Here is a 20,995-nt window from a genome sequence, read left to right on the forward strand (position 1 = left end):
CGCTGTTAAAGCACTGCGTTGAAATTAATTGGTTAATCATCCGACGCTTAAATGAGCTTACGCAAAGAATTAATATGATTTTGTCATATTCCATGGCTAAAACTGTAAACTCACTACGTTCGAACAGTACAGTTTCTTAACGCCATTCCATCTGAAAAAATCATTTAATTCTAATAGCTCGCTCATATAGCGTCTCCTGTATAACCAATTAATTTCAACAATATTCTTAAACATAGCCTAAATATTAGCACATAAATTTAAGTATTAAGTGGTTCACCTATATAGAAATGTAAAATAGAGCGAAGTAAGCTAGTTCGCTCTATTTTTAATGTAAAGTATAAAATTTTTATAGCGGCTAAAAGTAGAGGTCTTAATGCGATATTTTACAAAGGTAAATTTGTTGGTTTAATTAAGTTTATATAAAAAATATAAAAATATTTAAAAAAATACTGAAAAATGTTTTCTTAAAAGCATTTTTCATTTATTATAATAAAGGTAGATAAATTTAATGGTCAATTTATCAAAATATAAAGGGTATAATTATCTGAGAGATATAACAACTCCATAACTAAGAAAAAAGTTTCAATTATAGATTTGAAATGTGAGTTGATATATTAAATTACAAATATCTGCATGTAACAACAAATGAAAGGAAATGAATTGAATTGATGGACATTTTAATATCTTTAGTTTTAAGTTTAATAGCATATTTGGCAGGATCTATACCTACGGGATACATTTTGATTAAAAAAATTAAAGGAATAGATATAAGAACGGTTGGAAGTGGCAATATTGGTTCTACCAACGTAAGAAGGATAGGTGGAACTTATATATCACTAGCGACTCAAGTTGTTGATATATTAAAGGGATTGCTTCCAGTAGCAATAACAAGCTACTTAATAAATAAAGGAATTATAAGTATTAATTTTGATAAAAATATATTACTTGCAATTGTAGGCATTAGCGCTATAGTAGGACATAACTATCCTATATTTCTGAAATTTAAAGGTGGAAAAGGTGTTAACACTACTGTAGGCGTCTTTTTGTTTTTAGCTCCTAAAGCGTTAATTGCTGCGGCAGTAGTTTTCTTTATATTAAAGCTAGCTACATCAATTGTATCCATTAGATCTATGATTCTTGCTGTTGCACTAATTGTAGCTGCAATATTATTTAGATATCCGAATCCTGTAGTGCTTTCTACTGTATTTACTGCAGCTCTTTTAATATTTAGACATAAAGCAAATATAAAGAGAATAATAAATGGTGAAGAAAAATAACCACTTAATTTTAGTCGTCATATTAAACATAGCAAGATTTAAGCTATATTAAACTGAAAAGTTTAATATAGCTTTTTGTATTTTTATGAAATTATAACAAAATAAAACTTATGGCTGGTTAAATTTAAGTGTGAAAAAGAAGAAATATACTGAGTTAAATGAAATAATAAGATATTTGATAGAAAATAGGAAAAAAGTTAACTGAAATATAAAAATATAGTGATTTTTTACATAAATAGGAATATAATTAATTGTATGTTTATATACAAATGTTAACTTTATATAAAACGGGGGCGGTTTAGGTGGATTTTTATAATCCTAACGAAAAGATAAGGCTCATGAGAAAGCAGTTTGGAATCAATCAATCACTTTTAGAAGATGTTAATATGACAAGAGCATTTATCAGTATGATGGAAAGTGGTAAAAGAAAAATAAGCAGGAAGAGTTCTGAACTATTAGCAAAGAAATTTAACTCGATAGCTAAAGAAATGTCTATTAATATAAATCTAGATGATGAATATTTTTATAGGCGTCCAGAAGAAGACGCAAGATTCTTCTGTGAAAAGGCGCTTTTAAAAGAAGAAGTAACGCATGAAGAACTTAAAGAAATTATAGATGTGGCAAAAACATATCAGTTAAGTGATATGTTAATTAATGCATATAAGGTTAATGGAGAGATATGTTTTGTAGAGGCAGATTATATGAATGCCTTTACTAATTTCAGTAGCGCACTGGGAAAATGTAAGGAAATTAATCAAAAATCATTGCAACCATATATTTATAATGCTATGGGTGTTTGTAAAATTAGAAGAAATGAAGATGAAGAAGCAGTTTTTTATTTTAGCCAAGCCTTATGGTATGCCAAAGAACAAAATAATGATTTGTATTTCATAAAAGCTAGTTACAATTTAGCTTTAGGATATTCAAAAATGAAAGAATATGAAAAATGCCTAGAAGTAATAGAAAAAAATATTCTAGAAAAGGATATAAGTGCAGAAATAGAAGAGCTGTTAAAGGCTAGAATATTAAAGGCTAATACTTATTTAAGAACTGGTGAAAAAGAAAAAGTTCTTTGTGAATATCTAAAAATAATTGATAGTCTAAGGGAAGATGATATAGATACAAGATCAATGATTTACAATAATATTGCCGAATATCATTATAATAATGAACAATTTGAAGAAAGTTTAAAATACATTGATAGAGCACAAAAATTAAGAAATAGAGAGTCTATTTCTACTATTCTAGATACAAAAGCAAAGATATTCTTAAAGCAAGGGCTATATAATGAAGGTATTATGATATTAGAATTAGCTATAAGTTTTGCGGAGGAATATAAACAGTTTACAGTTTTGTTCGAAGTGTATAAACACTTAATAAACGTATATGAACTTATAGGTGATTTAGAAAAGGTAAAGGAAGCAGCGAAGATGCTCTTAGATACTTTGGATAAAAATAATATTGATAAGGGAAGAAGCTATGCTATATATAAGCTTATAGAAATAAACACAACAGAAGGGAATGTTGAAGAAAGTCTTAGTTTATTACATAAATTGAAGCCTATATTAATAGATGAATAAGAATATTTGATTGTGTTTAAATTTCAACAATAATATTAAACATAATCTTAATAAAATATATTTATGAGGTGATTAATAATGAAAAAGAAGTTTGCAAGGTTAGTTTTAGTAGTTATATTACTAGGAGTATTTATGGTTCCAACAATAAATATTATAAACCATAGTGGTAATTTAGGACAAACAACAATAAATATGATTGCAGACCCAGAACCATCACTTTAAAAGTAGGGTTAAAAGGTATTGAAATTTCCATTTTGGAAATGCTATAATTAAAGCATCTTAAAGTAACAAGGAGAATGTTTATGAATGCTGAGGTTTCAAACTAAGTAAATTGAATAAGGTCTAAATTTTGCAAAAGAAGTCTAATTTTAGGCTTATTTGTGTTGCACTTTTAGACATAACTTAGTGAAACATCATAAGCAGCATTCTTTTATAGGGTATATGTGGCTGTGTTTGTACACAGCTTTTTTTTACTGTATAGGAAATTATAAAATTTTCAAGTTAGCTAAACTTAGAAATTTCAATGCTTTTAGAAATTTTTTATGGTTATACAGTAAAAAATAAAGCTTATTTACCTGCCAAATTTTCCTCATATGCATTCGGAAAGGCAGAGGCGTTAATAAGCTCTCAGATATGGATGTACTACTTCATAATAAAATTTATATTTTCAAACTCTCATCTAAGAAATAAGATGGAGGTTAAATATAGATTTCAGAGTGAAGTGTTGTATCTTTGAAGATATACCTAATGAGATATAAAATGAAATGCAAAGCTGTAAGTGAAGAAGTTTTTCACTTGCAGCTTTTTTGTTTTATATGAAATTATAAAATTTTCAAAGTAGCTATACTTAGATGTTTCAATGATTTTAGAAGTTTTTTATGATTAAAGTTGCATTAACGATTTTTATATAAAAATTTTCACTAAGACTATGTTTAAGTGATAGATAGTTTTAAAAGCAGTATAAAGTTAAATATTAAAAAAATCCTAGGAGGAATGAGATATGAGCATTGTAGGTAAATCAATCAAAGGTAAAAGAGCAAATCAAAACTATAAAAATATCGGAGGAATAAAAATTGAATAATAAAGCAGTTGAAATATTAGAGTTTAATAAAATAAAGGACGTATTAAAGGAATTTGCATTATCAGATTTGGCTAAAGAAAAGATAGATAAGTTAGAACCATATATGGATATAAATGTTGCTAAAAGGCATATGAGAGAAACAACAGAGGTAAGAGCAATAGTAAATATAAGTTCAAGTATTCCTATTCATAGTTTAAAAGGAATAACTATCATTCAAGAAAAGCTGAAAAAGGGTATGATACTTTCTGCAGAAGAGCTTGAGTCCATAGGTAGTTTATTAAAAGATGTAAGAAGACTTAAGAACTTTATGAAAACAAAAGAACAAGTAGCACCAACAGTAAGTTCCTATGGTTTATCATTATATGAAATGGAAGAAGTAGAGTTAGAAATCGAAAAATCAATTTCTAGGGGTATGGTAGATGATAGGGCAAGTAATAAGCTTCAAAAGATTAGAAAAAAGATATTTATTTTAGAAGAGAGAATCAAATCTAAGTTAGATAATATTTTAAGAAACGACAAATATAAAAGTTATATTCAAGATTCATTAGTAAGTCAAAGGAATGGAAGATATGTTATTCCTATTAAAAGTGAGCATAAAAGAAATTTCGATGGCAGTATTCATGATAAATCTCAAAGTGGATCTACCGTATTTATTGAACCAGCTGAAGTAAAGAAATATCAAGATGAACTTGAGGGGGAAAAGTTTGAAGAAGAGAAAGAAGTATATAGAATTCTGTCTGAACTTACTGCTATGGTTGCCTCCTATGAGAGAGAGCTTAATATAAATATCGAGGGGATGAGTTATTATGATTTCCTGTTCGCAAAAGGAAGATATAGTAAGTCTATCGATGGAAATGAGGTCACATTCAATTCTCAGAATATAATAAAGATAAACTCAGGAAGGCATCCTTTACTAGGAAATAATGCCGTTCCTTTAGATTTTACTATAGGTGAAGAGTATAAAGGACTTGTAATTACAGGGCCTAATACAGGTGGAAAAACAGTAGCGTTAAAGACAGTTGGACTGTTAAGCATGATGGCTCAGTCAGGACTGCATGTTTCGGCAGGGAAAAATAGTGAATTTGCGATGTTAGGGGATATACTAGCAGATATAGGTGATGGGCAGAGCATTGAACAAAGTCTAAGTACCTTCTCTTCTCATATAAAAAATATTATAAATATTCTAGAGATGGCAGATAAATATACCTTGGTAATATTAGATGAGGTTGGATCAGGAACAGATCCAGGAGAAGGTATGGGAATAGCCGTAGCTGTTTTAGAAAAACTTTATGAGAAAGGCTCAATTATCTGTGCTACTACTCACTATAATGAAATAAAAGATTTTGCTAAAGATCACAAAGGCTTTATCAATGGTTCTATGGAATTTGATGTAAATACACTGAAGCCAAAGTACAAACTTAATATAGGTAGACCTGGTGAAAGTAATGCGTTTTTAATAGCGCTTAGGCTAGGAATGGATAGCAAAATAATAGAAAGAGCTCATGAGGTAACTTATAAGGAAAATAAAGATTATGGTGATATAATCTTTGACAAAAAGGTTTTAGAAAAAGATGAGATAGAAGAGGAGAAGGAAAAACACTATCAACAAGTTTCTAATATAAAATCTTCTAATAAGATTAACCAAAAGATAGAGAGACAAAAACAAAGTCAGAAGCCAATGTTTGAAATAGGTGACTCAGTATTTATTAGCTTCATGAATAGAACTGGCATTATATGCGAAGAAGAAAATTCAAAAGGCGAATATGGAGTTATGGTAATGAAAAAGAAAATAAAGATTAACAAAAAGAGACTTTCTAAATATATTAGTAAAGGTGAGCTTTATCCGGAAGATTATGACTTTGATATAGTGTTTAAAAGTAAGAAATACAGGAAAGTGAATAAACTTTTAAATAAAGGAAAAAAAGAAGGATTAATACTTGAAGAAGAGTAGCTAAATAAAATGTAAAAGTAATAAAAAGTTAACATTTATTTCTAAACAAAACTGTTGTATTTCTTACTGATTTGTTGTAAACTTTCGTATTGGGAAGAATATTATTGCTTATAAACTTAATAATGTTCACTTATATAAATCTAGCAATATGGGCTAGATGTATCTACCGAGCTACCGTAAAAAGCTCTTGGCTATAAGTAAAAATACAGTCATCAGTTATTTTGAGGAGGATGGTTATTATGAAATATGATATCATTATTGTAGGTGCAGGCCCATCAGGAGTATTTACAGCATTAGAACTAGTAAGACAAAACAAAGATAAGAAAATCTTAATTGTTGAAAAAGGAAAAAGTGTAGATAAGAGACATTGCCCAAAAGAAAAAACAAAATACTGTGTAAATTGTAAGCCTTATTGTCATATAACTACAGGATTTTCTGGCGCTGGCGCTTTTTCAGATGGAAAGTTATCTCTAAGCTATGAGGTAGGTGGAGATCTACCAGAACTTATAGGAGCAAATGTAGCACAAGAATTTATAGATTATACTGATAATATATATTTAGAATTTGGAGCAGATCCGAAAATTGAAGGACTTGGTCATGAGGAAGAAGTAAAGGAAATAAGAAGGAAAGCCATAGAAGCAGGGTTAAAGCTAGTGGATTGCCCTATTAGACACCTTGGAACTGAAAAGGCTCATGAACTTTATTATAGAATAGAAAACTATTTGATAGAAGCAGGAATAGAAATAAGATTTGATACTTTAGTCACAGATTTAATAATAGAAGATGGGGAAGCTAAAGGTATTAAGATAACAGATGCTATGACAAAATCACAGGATGAGGAAGTATTTGGTGATAAGGTTATTGTAGGTACTGGAAGAAAAGGTGCTGACTGGCTTAATGATATGTGTGTTAAGCATGATATAAATCATTATGCTGGAACTGTAGACATAGGGGTTCGTGTGGAATTAAGAAATGAAGTAATGGAAAAGGTTAATGAAGTTCTTTATGAATCAAAACTTATAGGCTATCCAGCACCTTTTAAAAATAAGGTTAGGACCTTCTGTCAAAATCCAGGAGGCTTTGTTGCCCAAGAGAATTATGATGATAATATAGCAATAGTTAATGGTCATTCCTTTAAAGAAAAGAAATCAAATAATACAAACTTAGCTATACTAAGTTCTCATAATTTTTCAAAACCATTTAATCAACCTATAGAATATGGTAAAAAAGTAGCTCAACTTGTAAATATGCTTGGTAATGGAAAGATTTTAGTTCAAAGATATGGTGACATATTAGACGGAAAGAGAACTTGGGATCATGAACTGGATAGATCAAATGTTAGATATACATTGCCAGATGCTGTGGCAGGAGATCTAACTTCAGCTATCCCTTATAGAACTATGACTAATATACTTAATTTTATTCAAGCTATGAATGTTGTAGTGCCTGGTTTTGCAAGTAGTGAAACTTTATTATATGGACCTGAAATAAAGTTTTATAGCAATAAGATTACTTTAGATGAAAAATTTGAAACAAATATAAAAAATCTTCACTGTTTAGGAGACTCCAGCGGGTGGACAAGAGGGCTTATGATGGCTTCAGTGATGGGAATACTAATGGGTAGATACCTTTGTGAAGAATAGAAGAATAATTAAAATTTAGGCTGAGAATTTTTTCTCGGCCTATTTTTATATAGATAACTATATAATTAAACTTATTTTTAAGAGTATTGAAAGTTTAAGTTTGTGGAAAATTAGAGTTATAGTGAATTTATTACTTGGGCTCAATAATAGTATTGGTAGTAGAATATAGTTTAATCCGTGTTTTAAAGATAAAAGTAAGAATGTATAAAGCATATTCGTTTATAAATACAGTAAGTTGATTTCTAGTGGGAAAAGTTGATAAAATAGTATTAAGACAGCCAGGCATCTATATAAAAAATACACGGGTGCCCATAAATTTTTAGTAGATAAGAAAATAGATAATTATAGAATTATAGCATTATGACATTGTAAAAATATAACAATATAAAAATATAGAAAATATGCGGGTTTCGACGTCAGCATAGGGGTGAATTAGATGAAGAGAGCAGATGAGAGAAATTTTAGAAAGATAAAGAATCAAATTAAACAAATTGATGAAATAGTAAGACATACTAAAACAAATGCATTATGGGAACATGAAGCTTCAGTTAGAAAAAAGCTTAAGGAGCTAAGTCAATTTAGAAGAGAAGAACTTAGGGATTATGATGAAGTATATGAAGGTTATGTTGATGTTTTAAATTATATTTCTGAGAGACTTCTTGAGGATTATAATAAAAAGAATAATTCATTTTTTGATTTTTATTCGATTGTAAGAAACAATTTTGAAAGCTATGTTAGCTCGGGGATTATAGGTGTTCTTATTGCTGAACATATACCAAAGATAATATCAGAAGAGTTTGATGAAGTATTCCCTAGAAATCCTAAGGATGAATATAGGAGAGCCAGAGCTATAAAAAGAAAGATATTTTTACACCTTGGAGACACTAATACTGGAAAAACCTATAATTCAATGCAAAGATTAAAGCAATGCGAAAAAGGGATATACTTGTCTCCTTTAAGAATACTTGCGTTAGAAAATTATGAAAGACTTAACAACGAAGGTGTAAAATGCAACCTTATAACTGGTGAAGAAGAAATAATACATGAAGATGCGAAGCATATTTCTTGCACAATAGAGAAACTTGATATAAATGAACAATATGAGATAGCTATAATAGACGAGATTCAAATGATAGATGATGATCAGAGAGGGGCTGCCTGGACCCGAGCGTTGCTTGGACTTAGATGTAAAGAGATACATGTCTGCGGTGCAAAAAATTCAAAAGAACTTTTGCTTGAAATACTAGAAGACTGTGAGGATGACTATGAGATAATTGAATATAAAAGACAGATTCCTTTGATAGTAGACGAGAAAGCTTTCACATTAAAAGACATAAATCCAGGTGATGCTCTAGTTGTATTTTCCAAGAAGAGAGTATTAGAGCTTGGAATGCATTACTCTTCTTTGGGTATGAGAGCCAGCTTGATATATGGAGATCTTCCACCTGAAGTAAGAAGAAAGCAATATGAAAGTTTTATAAGCGGCAGCAGTAAAATATTGATATCTACAGATGCTATAGGTATGGGCGTTAACCTTCCAATAAAAAGAATAGTATTCATGGATATAAAGAAATTTGATGGAAATGAAATTAGATTTCTTAAAAGTCAGGAAGTAAAGCAAATAGGTGGTAGAGCAGGAAGAAAAGGAATTTATGATGAAGGCTTCGTTGCTTGTAGTGGCAATAACCAGAATTTTATTGAAGAGAATCTTTTAGTAGAAGATCAAGTAATAGAAGAAGCAGTTCTAGGACCAAGTGAAGAAATATTAAAAATAAAGAGCTTATCTTTAAGAGAAAAGTTAGCTTTGTGGAGTACAAAAAAAGAAAAACTACATTATTATAGAAAAATGGATGTTAGTGAATATTTAGTTATCCTTGATGCCGTAAAAGGCTATAAGATACCGGAAGAAAAGCAATGGAAGCTTATGAGAATTCCGATAGATATATCAAACGAGGATATAATGAATGCTTTTATAAATTATGTAGATGAGCATTTTGTTGCTAAAAGTAATACACTGACAAAGCCTGGTCTTAAGTTTTATGATTTAAAAGAATTGGAGAACTATTATCAAAAAATCAATTTGTATTACTCATTCTCAAGAAATTTTAAGCTTGATTTTGATGAAGAATGGGTATATGAAGAAAGAAAAAATGTGAGTGAAGAAATTAACAAGATACTATTGAATTTATAAAAGTAGCCTAATGATTGTGCTAAATCATTAGGCTGTTTTTTGTTTCAGAAGTTATAGTTTGAATTTACAGCTAATACTTTAAAAGAATTTTTATCTTCAAGATATTCTATGATGCTTATACTTCCGTTTGGAATATCTAGTGCAGCTCTATTTTGAAGTGGCATCTGTAAGATAGTGCATAAAATTACTTTAATAACAGCGCCGTGAGATACCATAGCTATATTGCTATTATTGTAAGGTAAAAGAGAATAGAGTGCATTAAAAACTCTTTCCTTAAGCTCCAGATAAGATTCGCCTTCAGGAGGAGCAATAGCTGCAATATCTTTTGACCAAGTTTCTAAAAACTCTTTATACTCAATTTTTATTTCATCCCAGGTCTTACCTTCCCATTGACCAAGATTGATCTCTTTAAATTCATTTATAATATCCACATTGATATTAAGTTTCTTAGCAAGAGGTTCTGAAGTCTTTAGAGCTCTTTTTAAGGGGCTTGAATATATTTTTCTAATATCACAATTTTTTAAGGTCTCAGCAATATTATTAGCCTGTTCTAGTCCTTTAGAATTTAATTCTTCATCTTTACTTCCTTGATATCTAAAGTTTTGATTCCATTCTGTCTGCCCGTGTCTTATTAAATAAATAATCATATATTTATCACCTCTTTTTCATGCAATGAGTTAAGAAAGTTGTATTATATATAGTTAAGATGAGTAATAATTAATATTTTAAATAAAATAATGCTACTTATTTAAAGAATATATCATATAAGAATTGTAAAAGTAAGATTATTAAAAAACAAACAATATTAGTTGATTATTAAATTATATAGCAAGTTTATAAAAGAATACAAGTAGCTGATACCAACGGGTTAAATGTTTTCATAATTCCGATTGGTGGTTTTAACATATAGTATATACCAATTAAAATAGTAATATTTGCTTTAAAATTGTGAAAATACAAAAAAATAGTACATGCTAAATTTGGCTGTATTAGACGTTTTTCGACTATAAATAGGTAATTAACATGAATAGAATCATTACATCTTACAATATGTTAATATATTATGAATTTAAATCAATTTAAAGAATTTGAAGCTTATATCACACACTGATATAATACGAAATTGTTCCATTAATAATTTAGAAATATTTTCGGGAGAGGATTCTTATGGAAAAGATAAAAAGAAAGGTTATTGGTGAGCCCTTAAAATCATCACAAATCACACATGAAAAGTTTAGTGTATTCAGAGGTCTTCCAATACTATCATCTGATGCAATTTCTTCAGTCGCATATGCTTGTGAAGAAATACTTATAGTGCTCATTCCAGTAATGGGTATTCTTTCATACAAGTACTTGATATATGTTACTGCTGCAATAATTGCATTATTATGTATCTTGATTTTTTCTTATAGACAAACTATCGATAGCTACCCTAAAGGTGGAGGTTCATATATAGTTTCAAGAGAGAACTTAGGTGTAACACCAAGCTTACTAGCAGGTGCATCACTTACTACAGATTATATATTAACTGTAGCTGTAAGTTCCACAGCTGGTGTTGCAGCAATTACTTCAGCATTTCCGGCACTGCTAGAGTTTAGAGTTCCATTAACTTTACTTATAATAACTATAATGACTGTTGGTAATTTAAGAGGCGTTAGGGAATCAGCTAAGTTATTCAGCGTACCTACATACTTCTTTCTGTTCATTAGTTTATTAATGATAGCAGTTGGTGTAATTAAATATCTTATATACGGATATGTTCCAGTTGAGACAGCTCAAGTAGCACAAATGCAAAATACAATTGGAGACATGACATTGTTCTTATTCTTGAGAGCTTTCGCAGCAGGTTGTACAGCTCTTACAGGTATAGAAGCGGTTAGTGATGGAGTTGCTAACTTCAAAGCACCTGCAACTAAGAATGCAAAAAGAGTATTAAGTCTGTTGTTTTTAATAGTTGTCATAATATTTGGTGGAGTATCTTACCTATCAACAATTTATCATACAACGGCTGGTGGAGATAAAACAGTTATATCTCAAATTGCTGGTCAAGTTTTTGGGCAAAATAGTTTATTATTTTTCGTAATGCAATTTGCTACTACTTTGATCCTTATAATGGCTGCGAATACAGCTTTTTCAGATTTTCCATTATTGCTTTCTTTTATAGCTAAGGACGGATTTGCACCAAGACAGTTTGCTAAAAGAGGAGATAGATTAAGCTTCTCAAATGGTATAATATTACTTGCAGTTGCAGCAGCTATATTGGTAATTGTATTTAAGGGTGAAAACCACTTAATGTTACCTCTATATGCTATTGGTGTATTTATATCCTTTACTTTATCTCAAAGTGGTATGGTAATGAGATGGGTTAGAACAAAAGCACCAGGTTGGAAGCATAAAGCTTTTATAAATGGTTTAGGAGCAACAATAACATTTATAACTTTAATCGTAATATCTATAGTTAAGTTTAAGCATGGAGCATGGGTAGTTATAATCCTTATCCCATCATTAATGCTTCTTATGAAGAGAATAAGAAGACATTACGCTAAAGTTGCTAGACAATTAAGCTTAGATAATAACTACTTCCCAGTATTTAATAGTAATGCTGCTAAAAGATTTATAGTTCCAGTAGGAGCTTTAAATGAAGCTGTTGTAAAAACAATAAACTATGCAAAATGTTTATCTGATGATATAACTGCTTTCCATGCATCTACGGATGAAGAGGAAACAGCAAAGCTTAAAGAAAAATGGGATAAATATGAAATGGGAATTCCTCTTATTATAAGAGACGTTGATTATAGAGAAGTTGTTAATCCATTAGTAGATTTTATAGAGAATAGTGATTTTAGACCAAGTAAAAAGGATATGGTTACTGTTGTAATACCTCAGTTCAATGCAGAGAAATGGTGGGGAAATGCACTGCATAACCAAACTGCAATGTTCTTAAGAAGTACCTTACTTAAGAGAAGAAACATAGCTGTTATATCTGTTCCATTTATTATAGAAAATGATTATGATACTGAAAACATGGAAAAAGTATTAGAAGAGTATACTGATAAAGAGTGTTTTAAGTGTAAAGAAACAAAAGAAACTCATGAAAAAGAGTGCAAAATCGAAAAGACTGAGCAAATTGATAAGAATAGTAAAGAAAGCAATTAATAGAAAAAAAGAGAAAAGTGATAAAAAATAGAGATAATAGGAGAAAATTAGAGTTATAGCCTATCGGTTTTCTCCTATTATCCTAATTGGATATTTGAACCTATAGACTTTTCTTGTATAATTATAGCAAACATAATTGAATATTTAGGTCTTTTATCAAGAACGGTGGAGGGACTGGCCCTTTGAAGCCTAGCAACAGCTAGCAGTCATTAGCTAGAATTGTGCTAAATCCTGCAGGATTATATTCCTGAGAGATAATAGATATATGCTAAACACATTGAAATTGTATATTTGCAATGTTTTTTAAGCTATTTCTCTATCTCTATAGAAAAATAGCTTTTATTTTTTATTAAGTATTTTTCTATAGAGATAGTTTTAAAGATGTACTAGTTCGTTTGGAAACTGCGAAGTTTTAATACGAAGTGGTACATCTATAACGGATTATTTTCTGATAAAAGACTGCCTATGATTTTTTTAAAGTCATATTAGGTGGTCTTTTTTTCTATATATAAACTACTTCATATTAGAATTTATCCAAATAAAGATTCGTAGAACCATCGAAATCTTTATTTGGAGTTTGAGGACTGAAGTAGTTTATCAGTTCAGCGGAATAGATAATCTAGTTCTATCCAATAAACCTAAGTAACATTTGTGTTAACTATTAATGGTAATGGGATTATCAAATTTAGATTTCATTTGGAACTAGTTTATCGATATATAGATTTTAATTTGGGGAGGTAAGTCAGGTATGACTATATACTGTAAAGCAAAATTAGTGGGAGCAGATTTAATAAAATATAATAAAAATATTGTAATAGACAGAGTTGAAAAGAACTTACCTAAAATAGGGATTCTAAATTTAATGCCAAATAAGTACGAGACAGAAAGGCAGCTTTTAGAATTGCTATCTAGAACTTCTTTAAGTATGGAAGTTAAGTTTATAAGGCTTGTAACGCATGAATGCAAGTCTGTACCAAAAGAATACTTAATTGAAAATTATGAAGCTTTTAATGATATTAAAAATGAATTGGATTGTTTAATTATAACAGGAGCACCAGTAGAAAAATTAGATTTTGAAGAAGTATCTTATATAGATGAATTAAATGAAATACTTAATTTTGCTAAGGAGAGTAATAAAAAATCCATATTTATATGTTGGGGGGCTCAAGCGGCATTAAATCATTATCATGGAATTCGTAAAGAACTTTGTGATGAGAAAATTTTTGGAATATTTGACCATAATAAGTTGGAAAGTCACTGGGTTCTAGAAGGTGTAAGTAATAATCTTTTTGCTCCTCATTCTAGACATACAAAACTAGTAAGTGAAGATGTAGAAGCTTGTAAGGCTTTAAAGGTTATAGCAAAATCAGATGAAGCAGGAGAATATGTAATAGTTGATGACAATTCTTTGTATATACTAGGTCATTGTGAATATCATAAGGAAACTTTAAAAAATGAGTATTTTAGAGATTTGAACAAGGGATTACCGATAAATATACCAAAAAATTATTTTGTAGAGAATGATCCTTGTAATGACATAATTGAAAGCTGGAAAGAAGATGGAATAAGGTTATATGATAACTGGCTTAAAAATTTTATAGTAGGACTTTAATGAAAAGGGAGGCTTATATGAAAAAGATAGCAGTATTAGGTTACGGTGTGGTTGGAACAGGACTTATAGAATTAATAGAAAAGAACAAAAGTAAAGATGAAGAAGCTGAAATTCATGTTGAAACAATACTAGTAAAACATAAAGAAAAGCATCTTAAGAAAAAACTAAGTGATAAAATAACAGATAGTTTTGAGGAAGTTTTTTCTAAGGATTGGGATATACTTGTAGAGGTGATCGGTGGAATTAACCCTGCGTACCAATACGTAAAGAAAGCTTTAAGCCTTGGAAAGCATGTGGTTACTGCTAATAAGGATTTGATTGCAGAATATGGTGATGAGCTTTTTCAATTAGCTAAGGATAATAGAGTTTCATTAAAGTTTGAAGCTTCAGTTGCAGGTGGAATACCAATTATAAAACCTCTTACTGAATCCTTAAGCGGTAATGAAATAAGAAGCGTAAAAGGCATAATAAATGGGACTACTAATTTCATACTTTCGAAGATGTATGAAGAAGGGGTGGAGTATGAAGAGGCTCTGAGAGAAGCACAGGTGCTAGGTTTTGCTGAAGCAAATCCAGATTCAGATGTATTGGGGTACGATGCAGCTAGAAAGCTTGCTATCTTATCAACTTTAGCATTTAAAAAGAGAGTTTTTTGGAAGGATATAGATGTAGAAGGTATAACATCTATAGATAGTAAGGATTTCGCATATGCCAAGAGAGCGAACTGTAAAATAAAGCTATTATCTTATAGCAAGAAGGAAGAAAATAAGGTTTTTGCTTCTGTGAAACCTGTGCTGATAGATAGTGAATCTGACTTTTACAGAGTAAACAATGAAGTTAATTCAGTTATTGTTAGCGGAGATGCCGTTGGCGAATTAGTGTTTAAAGGAAGTGGAGCAGGTATGCTTCCTACAGCTTCAGCTGTATATGGAGATATTATTGATCTAGCTCTAAATAAAAATAGTATTGTAATAAATAGCTTCTCAGAAGATAAGTTTAATATAGAGTCAAATTTAAAAGAAAAAGTACAAAGTCTTATAAGAATTCATACAGATAATAAGGAGAATCTTATTAAAGAATTGAATGGAAGATTTTTGACCGCTGAGTTTATTGATATATTTGATAATGAGATAGGCTTGTTGGTTGATGGATATACAGAAGGTGAGATAGAAGAAGGTTTAATCTTATTAAAGGAGCTATCCTACGTCAACAATGTAAAAAGAATACTAAAAGTAAGCTAGCGAAAAGTCAACTGAATATAGTTGACTTTTTTCATTGTTAATACATTGAAAAAGCACTGCAAATCTAAAAAAAGTAGCATTGTAAATACCTGAGATAATCCTATAATTTAAAAGTGAAATACATTATATAGATAAAATACTTCGATCCTTAAACCCCAAATAAAGATTCCGATGGTTCTACGAATGTTTATTTGGATAAATTTTAATATGAAGTGATTTATCTACAGCAGAGGATTTAATATTACGGATTATAGAGTATTGAAAAAAGGGTGTTTAAAAAGAGATGGGGGGGTTATATGGTCACTATTGAAAATAAATCTGATTTAGTAAGGTTGACAGAAGAGTTTCTGCAGCCAATGATGAGTAAGTTTTCAGAAGGCAAAGCATATTTAAATTTTGGGGTTACAGAAGCTCATTATGGTAAAAAAGTAGCTGGCTTTGAAGCTTTTTCGAGACCTTTATGGGCAGTGTTTTTTAGTCTGGTAAGCGGAGAAGAATTAAAAGAGCTAGATTGCTTTATTGAAGGAATTAAAAACGGTACTAATCCTAAACATAATGAGTATTGGGGCGAGGTGAAAGACTACTCGCAGAAACTGGTTGAGATGACTGTATATGGAGTAGGGTTAATAATGGCTGGTGATAAACTGTTATCTCGCTTTAATGAAGAAGAGAAAGCGAATTTTTTAAATTGGCTCAGTGTAGAGATACAAAGAGAAGTGCCTGATAACAACTGGCATTTCTTTAGAGTACTTGTTTCTATAGGACTAAAGAAAGTAGGATGGAAATTTGATAAAAAAATTTTAGAAGAAAGCTTGGAACGCATCGAAGAGTTTTATATAGGTGATGGGTGGTATTCAGATGGTCTAACAAACCAGAGAGATTATTATATATCTTTTGCAATGCATTTTTATGGACTTATATATGCTAAGGCTATGAAGAAAGAAGATCCAGAGAGAACTAAAATATTTAAGCGAAGAGCATATATTTTTGCCAAAGATTTTATTTACTGGTTCGATAAAGAAGGAAAAGCACTTCCTTTTGGAAGAAGCCTAACTTATAGATTTGCACAATGTGCTTTTTGGAGTGCTGTAGTATATGCAGACTTGAAGCCTTATTCGTTAGGTGTAATGAAGGGAATTATATTAAGACATTTAAGATGGTGGATAAAGCAGCCTATACTTTCCGATGAAGGGTTATTAACAATTGGATATGGGTATGGAAATATATCTATGGCTGAGGAGTATAATGCACCAGGATCTCCTTATTGGGCATTTAAGAGCTTTTTAATATTAGCGTTAAAAGAAGATGATGAATTTTGGACAGTGAAAGAAGAGCCTTTGCCGAGACTTGATGAAATACACACTATTAAACCAGCGTATATGATATTAAACCATGACGAAGGCTCAAAACACGTATTCTGCTTGACTTCAGGACAATATGCAAATTTTGAGCCTAACCATACTCAAGAAAAGTATACAAAGTTTGCATATTCCAACCATTTTGGGTTTAATATTTCTAAAGATAATTATAGCATTGAAAAGTTTGCATTTGATTCTACATTAGCTTTAAGCGAAAGAGATAATTATTATAGAGCGAGGCGTAGATGTGATAGGATTAAAATAGAAGGAAATACTATTTTTTCAGAATGGCATCCGTGGGAAGATGTAAGGGTGCAAACTTGGTTAATTGCTTTGGGACAATGGCATGTGAGAATTCATAAAATCAATACCAAGAGAAAGCTTGATATCATAGAAGGCGGATTTCCAGTAGTAGCAGTGGAGTCACGAGATAGTTATGTAGATAAAGAATATTTCATTTGTAATGGAGAAAATGGGATTTCAGCAATAGTAGATTTACTTAATAATAGAGATGTATTATGTAAGTATACGCCCCCAAATGCCAATATTATATATCCAAGCAAGATGAAGATTCCGGGATTATATGCAAATATAGATGTAGGTGGGTATATTTTTGGTTCAGCTGTGCTCGCACATCCAGATGAAGATACTTTTCAAGAGTTGTGGAAAAACATGCCTTCTTTATCAATTAGTAAAGATTCTGTGGAAGTGGTTTACAATGATTTAGTTACTAGTATAAAGTTATAAGAAAATTGAAAAACAATGATAAATGGTGTTATAATATTTTGTACAAAATATTATAATGAGGTGAACATATGAGCGGTATAGCTGGAAATGGATGCGAGATAGTTGTTCCATTTAATGAACGAAAGTCACTTGATGAGATAGAAAGAAGTCTTAGAAAGACTTATAAGAAAAATATATGGTCAAAATTTGTAAGAGCAATTAAAGATTTTGAGATGATAAAAGAGGGAGATAAAATAGCTGTAGCAATATCTGGTGGTAAAGATTCTATGCTTATGGCTAAGCTATTTCAAGAACTTAAAAGACACGGACAGATGAATTTTGAACTAGAGTTTATCGTTATGGATCCAGGTTATCATCCGCAAATTAAAGAGCTACTTATAAGTAACTGTGAGCATCTTAATATACCTATAACAATTTTTGAGTCAGGTATATTTGATATAGTAGACAAGATAGCACAGGATTATCCATGCTATATGTGTGCGAAAATGAGAAGAGGAGCACTTTATAATAGAGCAAAGCAATTAGGTTGCAATAAACTTGCCTTAGGGCATCATTACAATGATGTTATTGAAACTACAATGTTAAATATACTTTATGGAGCTAGTTTTAAGACAATGCTTCCAAAATTGAAGTCTGATAACTTTGAAGGTATGGAGCTTATAAGACCGATGTATTACGTGGAAGAAACATATATAAAGAGATTCACTCAGAATGCTGGAATATGGCCACTTAATTGTGCTTGTATGGTTGCTGCAAAGAAGGTCGGAAACAAGAGATATGAAATAAAAGAAATGATAGAGAACTTGAAAAAGGACTTCAAAGATGTAGAAAAGTCTATATTTAACGCAGCTAAGAATGTAAACATGAATTCAATAATCGGATGGGAAAAAGATGGTGTAAAGCATTCATATTTAGAGGAGTATGATGATAGTAGCATTGGAGAGAACTTAGTGGCTAATGAAGATGATGAAGTTTAAAATTCTAAATTGAATTAAAAAATCGCTTCTATTACATCTTTAGTAATACAATTAAAATAAAGTGGGATAATAACCTTTGATAAACATATTGTTTAAGGAGGGTTATTATGGCTACCAAAAAGAATAAAGATAAAAGTAAACAAGTGGATGGAAGAATAAGCATGGAGATTCAGTCAGATGTAGTTCATGAGCATACATCACATACAGATAATCAACCTAAAGCCAAATATCAAAAAAAATAAAGTTTCTCTTAAAGAAGTCGTTTTTTGAATGACTTCTTTTTTTATTCTTTAGGAAATTATGTCTCAATTATATCTGTGGATAATTATGCGAACAGACTTAAGATATAGTATAAGTTAAAGAATAAAAAAAGAAGAATATGTCGCCTGTAAGATTCTTCACATACGTTCAGAAAAGGCAGATGCGCTAAAAAAGCTCGCTTCAGCAACCTTTTTACCAAAATTGGCCTTGAATAACTACTATCCTTATTGGATATAATTACAATTGTACATTTTATGGAATGAAATTCTTATTGTAGAGAATTTATATATTAAAATTTGGTTTTTATTTAATTGAAAAAGATTAATTTATAGTTTTTTATATGTATACATTTGTAAACTGAATCTGAAAGACATAGCAGTACAATTAGGAGAGGCATATAAATGGAAAATAGAGTGGTAGCAACTCAATTAGATAATAATAAAAACTTCATAAAAGGTAAGCTTGGTGGTAGTGGAGATGTAATGTATAGAGAGTTTACTATACCGATGTTTGGGGATAAAAATGCATTGGCTGTTTATATTGATGGTTTAGTTGGTGCTAAAGAGATAGATGACATCCTACTAAGACCTCTTATGTCGAGAAAAAATGAAAGCATAAATCCTCAAGACAATAATGCCTTAGATCAATTGATAAGTAAAGGGGTTATATCTAAATCCGTTACTACATCAAAAGATTTTGAGAAACTCCTCGATAGCTTATTAGCTGGGGATACTATTGTTTTTATAGATACTATAGATCAAGGTATGATTATATCAACTCGTGGATTTCAGATGAGAAGTTTAGCAGAACCAAGCAATGAAGCTAGCATAAGAGGAGCGAAAGATAGTTTTATAGAAAGCATTAGAGCTAATACTGCATTAATTAGAAGACGAATTAGGGATTATGATTTGAGATTTGACTCATTAAAGGTAGGGGAAAGAACTAAAACTGATATTGCTTTAGCTTATATAGATTCAATTGTAAACAAAGATGTGTTAAAAGAATTAAATGACAGGTTAAATAGAATTGATATTGATGCTGTTTTGGATAGTGCGTATATAGAGGAAATGATAGAAGATTCTCCTTTTTCTTTGTTTCCGCAAATTGAAGTAACTGAGAGACCAGATAAAGCATGTGCTTCAATACTAGAAGGAAAAATAATTGTAATTGTTGATAATAGCCCTTTTGTCTTGATATTACCTGTTGTATTTTGGCAGTTTTTTCAGGCATCGGACGATTATTATGAAAGATTTCAAATAGCCACTTTTTTAAGATGGTTAAGAGTAGGTGCATTGGTTATGTCGATGACGCTTTCATCTATATATGTTATGCTAGTTTCTTTCCATCAGGAGATGCTGCCTACACCATTAGCTTTGAATATTGCCTCATCTAGAGAAGGGGTACCTTTTCCAGCAATTCTGGAAGCAATGTTTATGGAAGTTATGTTTGAAATTATGAGGGAAGCAGGATTACGTATGCCTAAGCCAATAGGGCAGGCTGTAGGTATTGTTGGAGCTCTTGTAATTGGTGAAGCAGCAGTTAATGCAGGGCTTGTAGGTCCACTACTTGTTATTATGGTAGCAGGCTCGGCAATAAGTTCCTTTGCAATACCTGCTTATAGTGCTTCCTATTCCTTGCGACTAACGAGATTTTTTATTCTTATTTGTACTGGAATCTTTGGAATTTTAGGATTCTTGGGCTCAGGTATCTTTATAACACTTCACTTATTATCACTACGTTCGTTTGGGGTGCAGTTCTTAGGGACATTAGATCCAGTACTTTCTAGAGGTAGAAGGGATACGTTGTTTAAGGCGCCATTATGGGCTATGAAAAAACGATCTTCTATTTATGGATCACAAGAAGCGTATAGGCAGTCTAAGAAAGGAAATAAACCAGAGAAGCCAAAAAAATGATTTGGTA

Annotated in this window: 14 protein-coding genes and 2 riboswitches; of the genes, 13 read left to right on the plus strand and 1 reads right to left on the minus strand. The window is 30.7% G+C overall.

The annotated features are described in order from the left end of the window. Window positions 1-668: 668 nt before the first annotated feature. The 6 genes from plsY (at window position 669) to bsdtw1_RS04105 (ending at window position 9,723) form a co-directional block, all read left to right on the plus strand. Complete coding sequence (gene plsY / locus bsdtw1_RS04080; protein ID WP_183276327.1) at window positions 669-1,277, plus strand: glycerol-3-phosphate 1-O-acyltransferase PlsY; 609 nt, start codon at window positions 669-671, stop codon at window positions 1,275-1,277. Between the two features lie 302 nt (window positions 1,278-1,579). Next, window positions 1,580-2,857, plus strand: a complete 1,278-nt coding sequence (locus bsdtw1_RS04085) for a helix-turn-helix transcriptional regulator (protein WP_183276328.1) — start codon at window positions 1,580-1,582, stop codon at window positions 2,855-2,857. A 78-nt stretch (window positions 2,858-2,935) separates the two neighbouring features. Then, window positions 2,936-3,079 carry a hypothetical protein gene (locus bsdtw1_RS04090; protein ID WP_183276329.1) on the plus strand — a complete coding sequence of 48 codons (144 nt, stop codon included), beginning with the start codon at window positions 2,936-2,938 and terminating at the stop codon, window positions 3,077-3,079. Between the two features lie 851 nt (window positions 3,080-3,930). Then, complete coding sequence (locus bsdtw1_RS04095; RefSeq protein WP_183276330.1) at window positions 3,931-5,889, plus strand: endonuclease MutS2; 1,959 nt, start codon at window positions 3,931-3,933, stop codon at window positions 5,887-5,889. Window positions 5,890-5,999: 110 nt separating this feature from the next. Continuing rightward, window positions 6,000-6,103, plus strand: a riboswitch (purine riboswitch). 25 nt (window positions 6,104-6,128) lie between these two features. After that, the gene (locus tag bsdtw1_RS04100; RefSeq protein ID WP_183276331.1) at window positions 6,129-7,532 is read left to right on the plus strand and encodes an NAD(P)/FAD-dependent oxidoreductase; all 1,404 of its coding nucleotides are present in this window, start codon (window positions 6,129-6,131) and stop codon (window positions 7,530-7,532) included. Window positions 7,533-7,968: 436 nt separating this feature from the next. Continuing rightward, window positions 7,969-9,723, plus strand: coding sequence for a helicase-related protein (locus tag bsdtw1_RS04105; RefSeq protein WP_183276332.1), 1,755 nt, complete (start codon window positions 7,969-7,971; stop codon window positions 9,721-9,723). A 44-nt stretch (window positions 9,724-9,767) separates the two neighbouring features. Here bsdtw1_RS04105 and cobC read toward each other — a convergent pair whose 3' ends face one another. Next, window positions 9,768-10,370 (minus strand): alpha-ribazole phosphatase, encoded by a 603-nt coding sequence (cobC, locus tag bsdtw1_RS04110; protein ID WP_183276333.1) that lies wholly within the window; start codon window positions 10,368-10,370, stop codon window positions 9,768-9,770. Between the two features lie 520 nt (window positions 10,371-10,890). Here cobC and bsdtw1_RS04115 point away from each other — a divergent pair. The 7 genes from bsdtw1_RS04115 to bsdtw1_RS04140 all read left to right on the plus strand — a co-directional run bounded on the left by bsdtw1_RS04115 (window position 10,891) and on the right by bsdtw1_RS04140 (window position 20,988). Continuing rightward, a complete protein-coding gene (locus bsdtw1_RS04115; RefSeq protein WP_183276334.1) occupies window positions 10,891-12,879 on the plus strand; it encodes an APC family permease in 1,989 nt (662 codons plus the stop codon). A 150-nt stretch (window positions 12,880-13,029) separates the two neighbouring features. Continuing rightward, window positions 13,030-13,140: riboswitch (SAM riboswitch) on the plus strand. A gap of 487 nt (window positions 13,141-13,627) precedes the next feature. Continuing rightward, window positions 13,628-14,491 (plus strand): homoserine O-acetyltransferase/O-succinyltransferase family protein, encoded by an 864-nt coding sequence (locus tag bsdtw1_RS04120; protein WP_183276335.1) that lies wholly within the window; start codon window positions 13,628-13,630, stop codon window positions 14,489-14,491. 17 nt (window positions 14,492-14,508) lie between these two features. Beyond that, window positions 14,509-15,732, plus strand: a complete 1,224-nt coding sequence (locus bsdtw1_RS04125) for a homoserine dehydrogenase (RefSeq protein WP_183276336.1) — start codon at window positions 14,509-14,511, stop codon at window positions 15,730-15,732. 296 nt (window positions 15,733-16,028) lie between these two features. Further along, window positions 16,029-17,837: a DUF2264 domain-containing protein gene (locus bsdtw1_RS04130; RefSeq protein WP_183276337.1), complete on the plus strand. Its 1,809-nt coding sequence runs from the start codon at window positions 16,029-16,031 to the stop codon at window positions 17,835-17,837. Between the two features lie 68 nt (window positions 17,838-17,905). Continuing rightward, window positions 17,906-18,814, plus strand: coding sequence for a tRNA 2-thiocytidine biosynthesis TtcA family protein (locus bsdtw1_RS04135; protein ID WP_183276338.1), 909 nt, complete (start codon window positions 17,906-17,908; stop codon window positions 18,812-18,814). Window positions 18,815-18,921: 107 nt separating this feature from the next. Beyond that, complete coding sequence (locus bsdtw1_RS23585) at window positions 18,922-19,056, plus strand: hypothetical protein (RefSeq protein ID WP_261853618.1); 135 nt, start codon at window positions 18,922-18,924, stop codon at window positions 19,054-19,056. Window positions 19,057-19,476: 420 nt separating this feature from the next. Then, on the plus strand, window positions 19,477-20,988 hold the full coding sequence (locus bsdtw1_RS04140) for a spore germination protein (protein ID WP_183276339.1): 1,512 nt from the start codon (window positions 19,477-19,479) through the stop codon (window positions 20,986-20,988). Window positions 20,989-20,995: the final 7 nt, after the last annotated feature.

Source organism: Clostridium fungisolvens, assembly GCF_014193895.1.
GTDB lineage: Bacteria > Bacillota > Clostridia > Clostridiales > Clostridiaceae > Clostridium_AR > Clostridium_AR fungisolvens.

Bases quoted from the DNA above. Each gene is read 5' to 3' on its own strand.
- plsY (WP_183276327.1), top strand. From the start codon at position 669: ATGGACATTTTAATATCTTTAGTTTTAAGTTTAATAGCATATTTGGCA.
- bsdtw1_RS04090 (WP_183276329.1), top strand. From the start codon at position 2,936: ATGAAAAAGAAGTTTGCAAGGTTAGTTTTAGTAGTTATATTACTAGGA.
- bsdtw1_RS04100 (WP_183276331.1), top strand. From the start codon at position 6,129: ATGAAATATGATATCATTATTGTAGGTGCAGGCCCATCAGGAGTATTT.
- bsdtw1_RS04105 (WP_183276332.1), top strand. From the start codon at position 7,969: ATGAAGAGAGCAGATGAGAGAAATTTTAGAAAGATAAAGAATCAAATT.
- cobC (WP_183276333.1), bottom strand. From the start codon at position 10,370: ATGATTATTTATTTAATAAGACACGGGCAGACAGAATGGAATCAAAAC.
- bsdtw1_RS04115 (WP_183276334.1), top strand. From the start codon at position 10,891: ATGGAAAAGATAAAAAGAAAGGTTATTGGTGAGCCCTTAAAATCATCA.
- bsdtw1_RS04120 (WP_183276335.1), top strand. From the start codon at position 13,628: ATGACTATATACTGTAAAGCAAAATTAGTGGGAGCAGATTTAATAAAA.
- bsdtw1_RS04125 (WP_183276336.1), top strand. From the start codon at position 14,509: ATGAAAAAGATAGCAGTATTAGGTTACGGTGTGGTTGGAACAGGACTT.
- bsdtw1_RS04130 (WP_183276337.1), top strand. From the start codon at position 16,029: ATGGTCACTATTGAAAATAAATCTGATTTAGTAAGGTTGACAGAAGAG.
- bsdtw1_RS04135 (WP_183276338.1), top strand. From the start codon at position 17,906: ATGAGCGGTATAGCTGGAAATGGATGCGAGATAGTTGTTCCATTTAAT.
- bsdtw1_RS23585 (WP_261853618.1), top strand. From the start codon at position 18,922: ATGGCTACCAAAAAGAATAAAGATAAAAGTAAACAAGTGGATGGAAGA.
- bsdtw1_RS04140 (WP_183276339.1), top strand. From the start codon at position 19,477: ATGGAAAATAGAGTGGTAGCAACTCAATTAGATAATAATAAAAACTTC.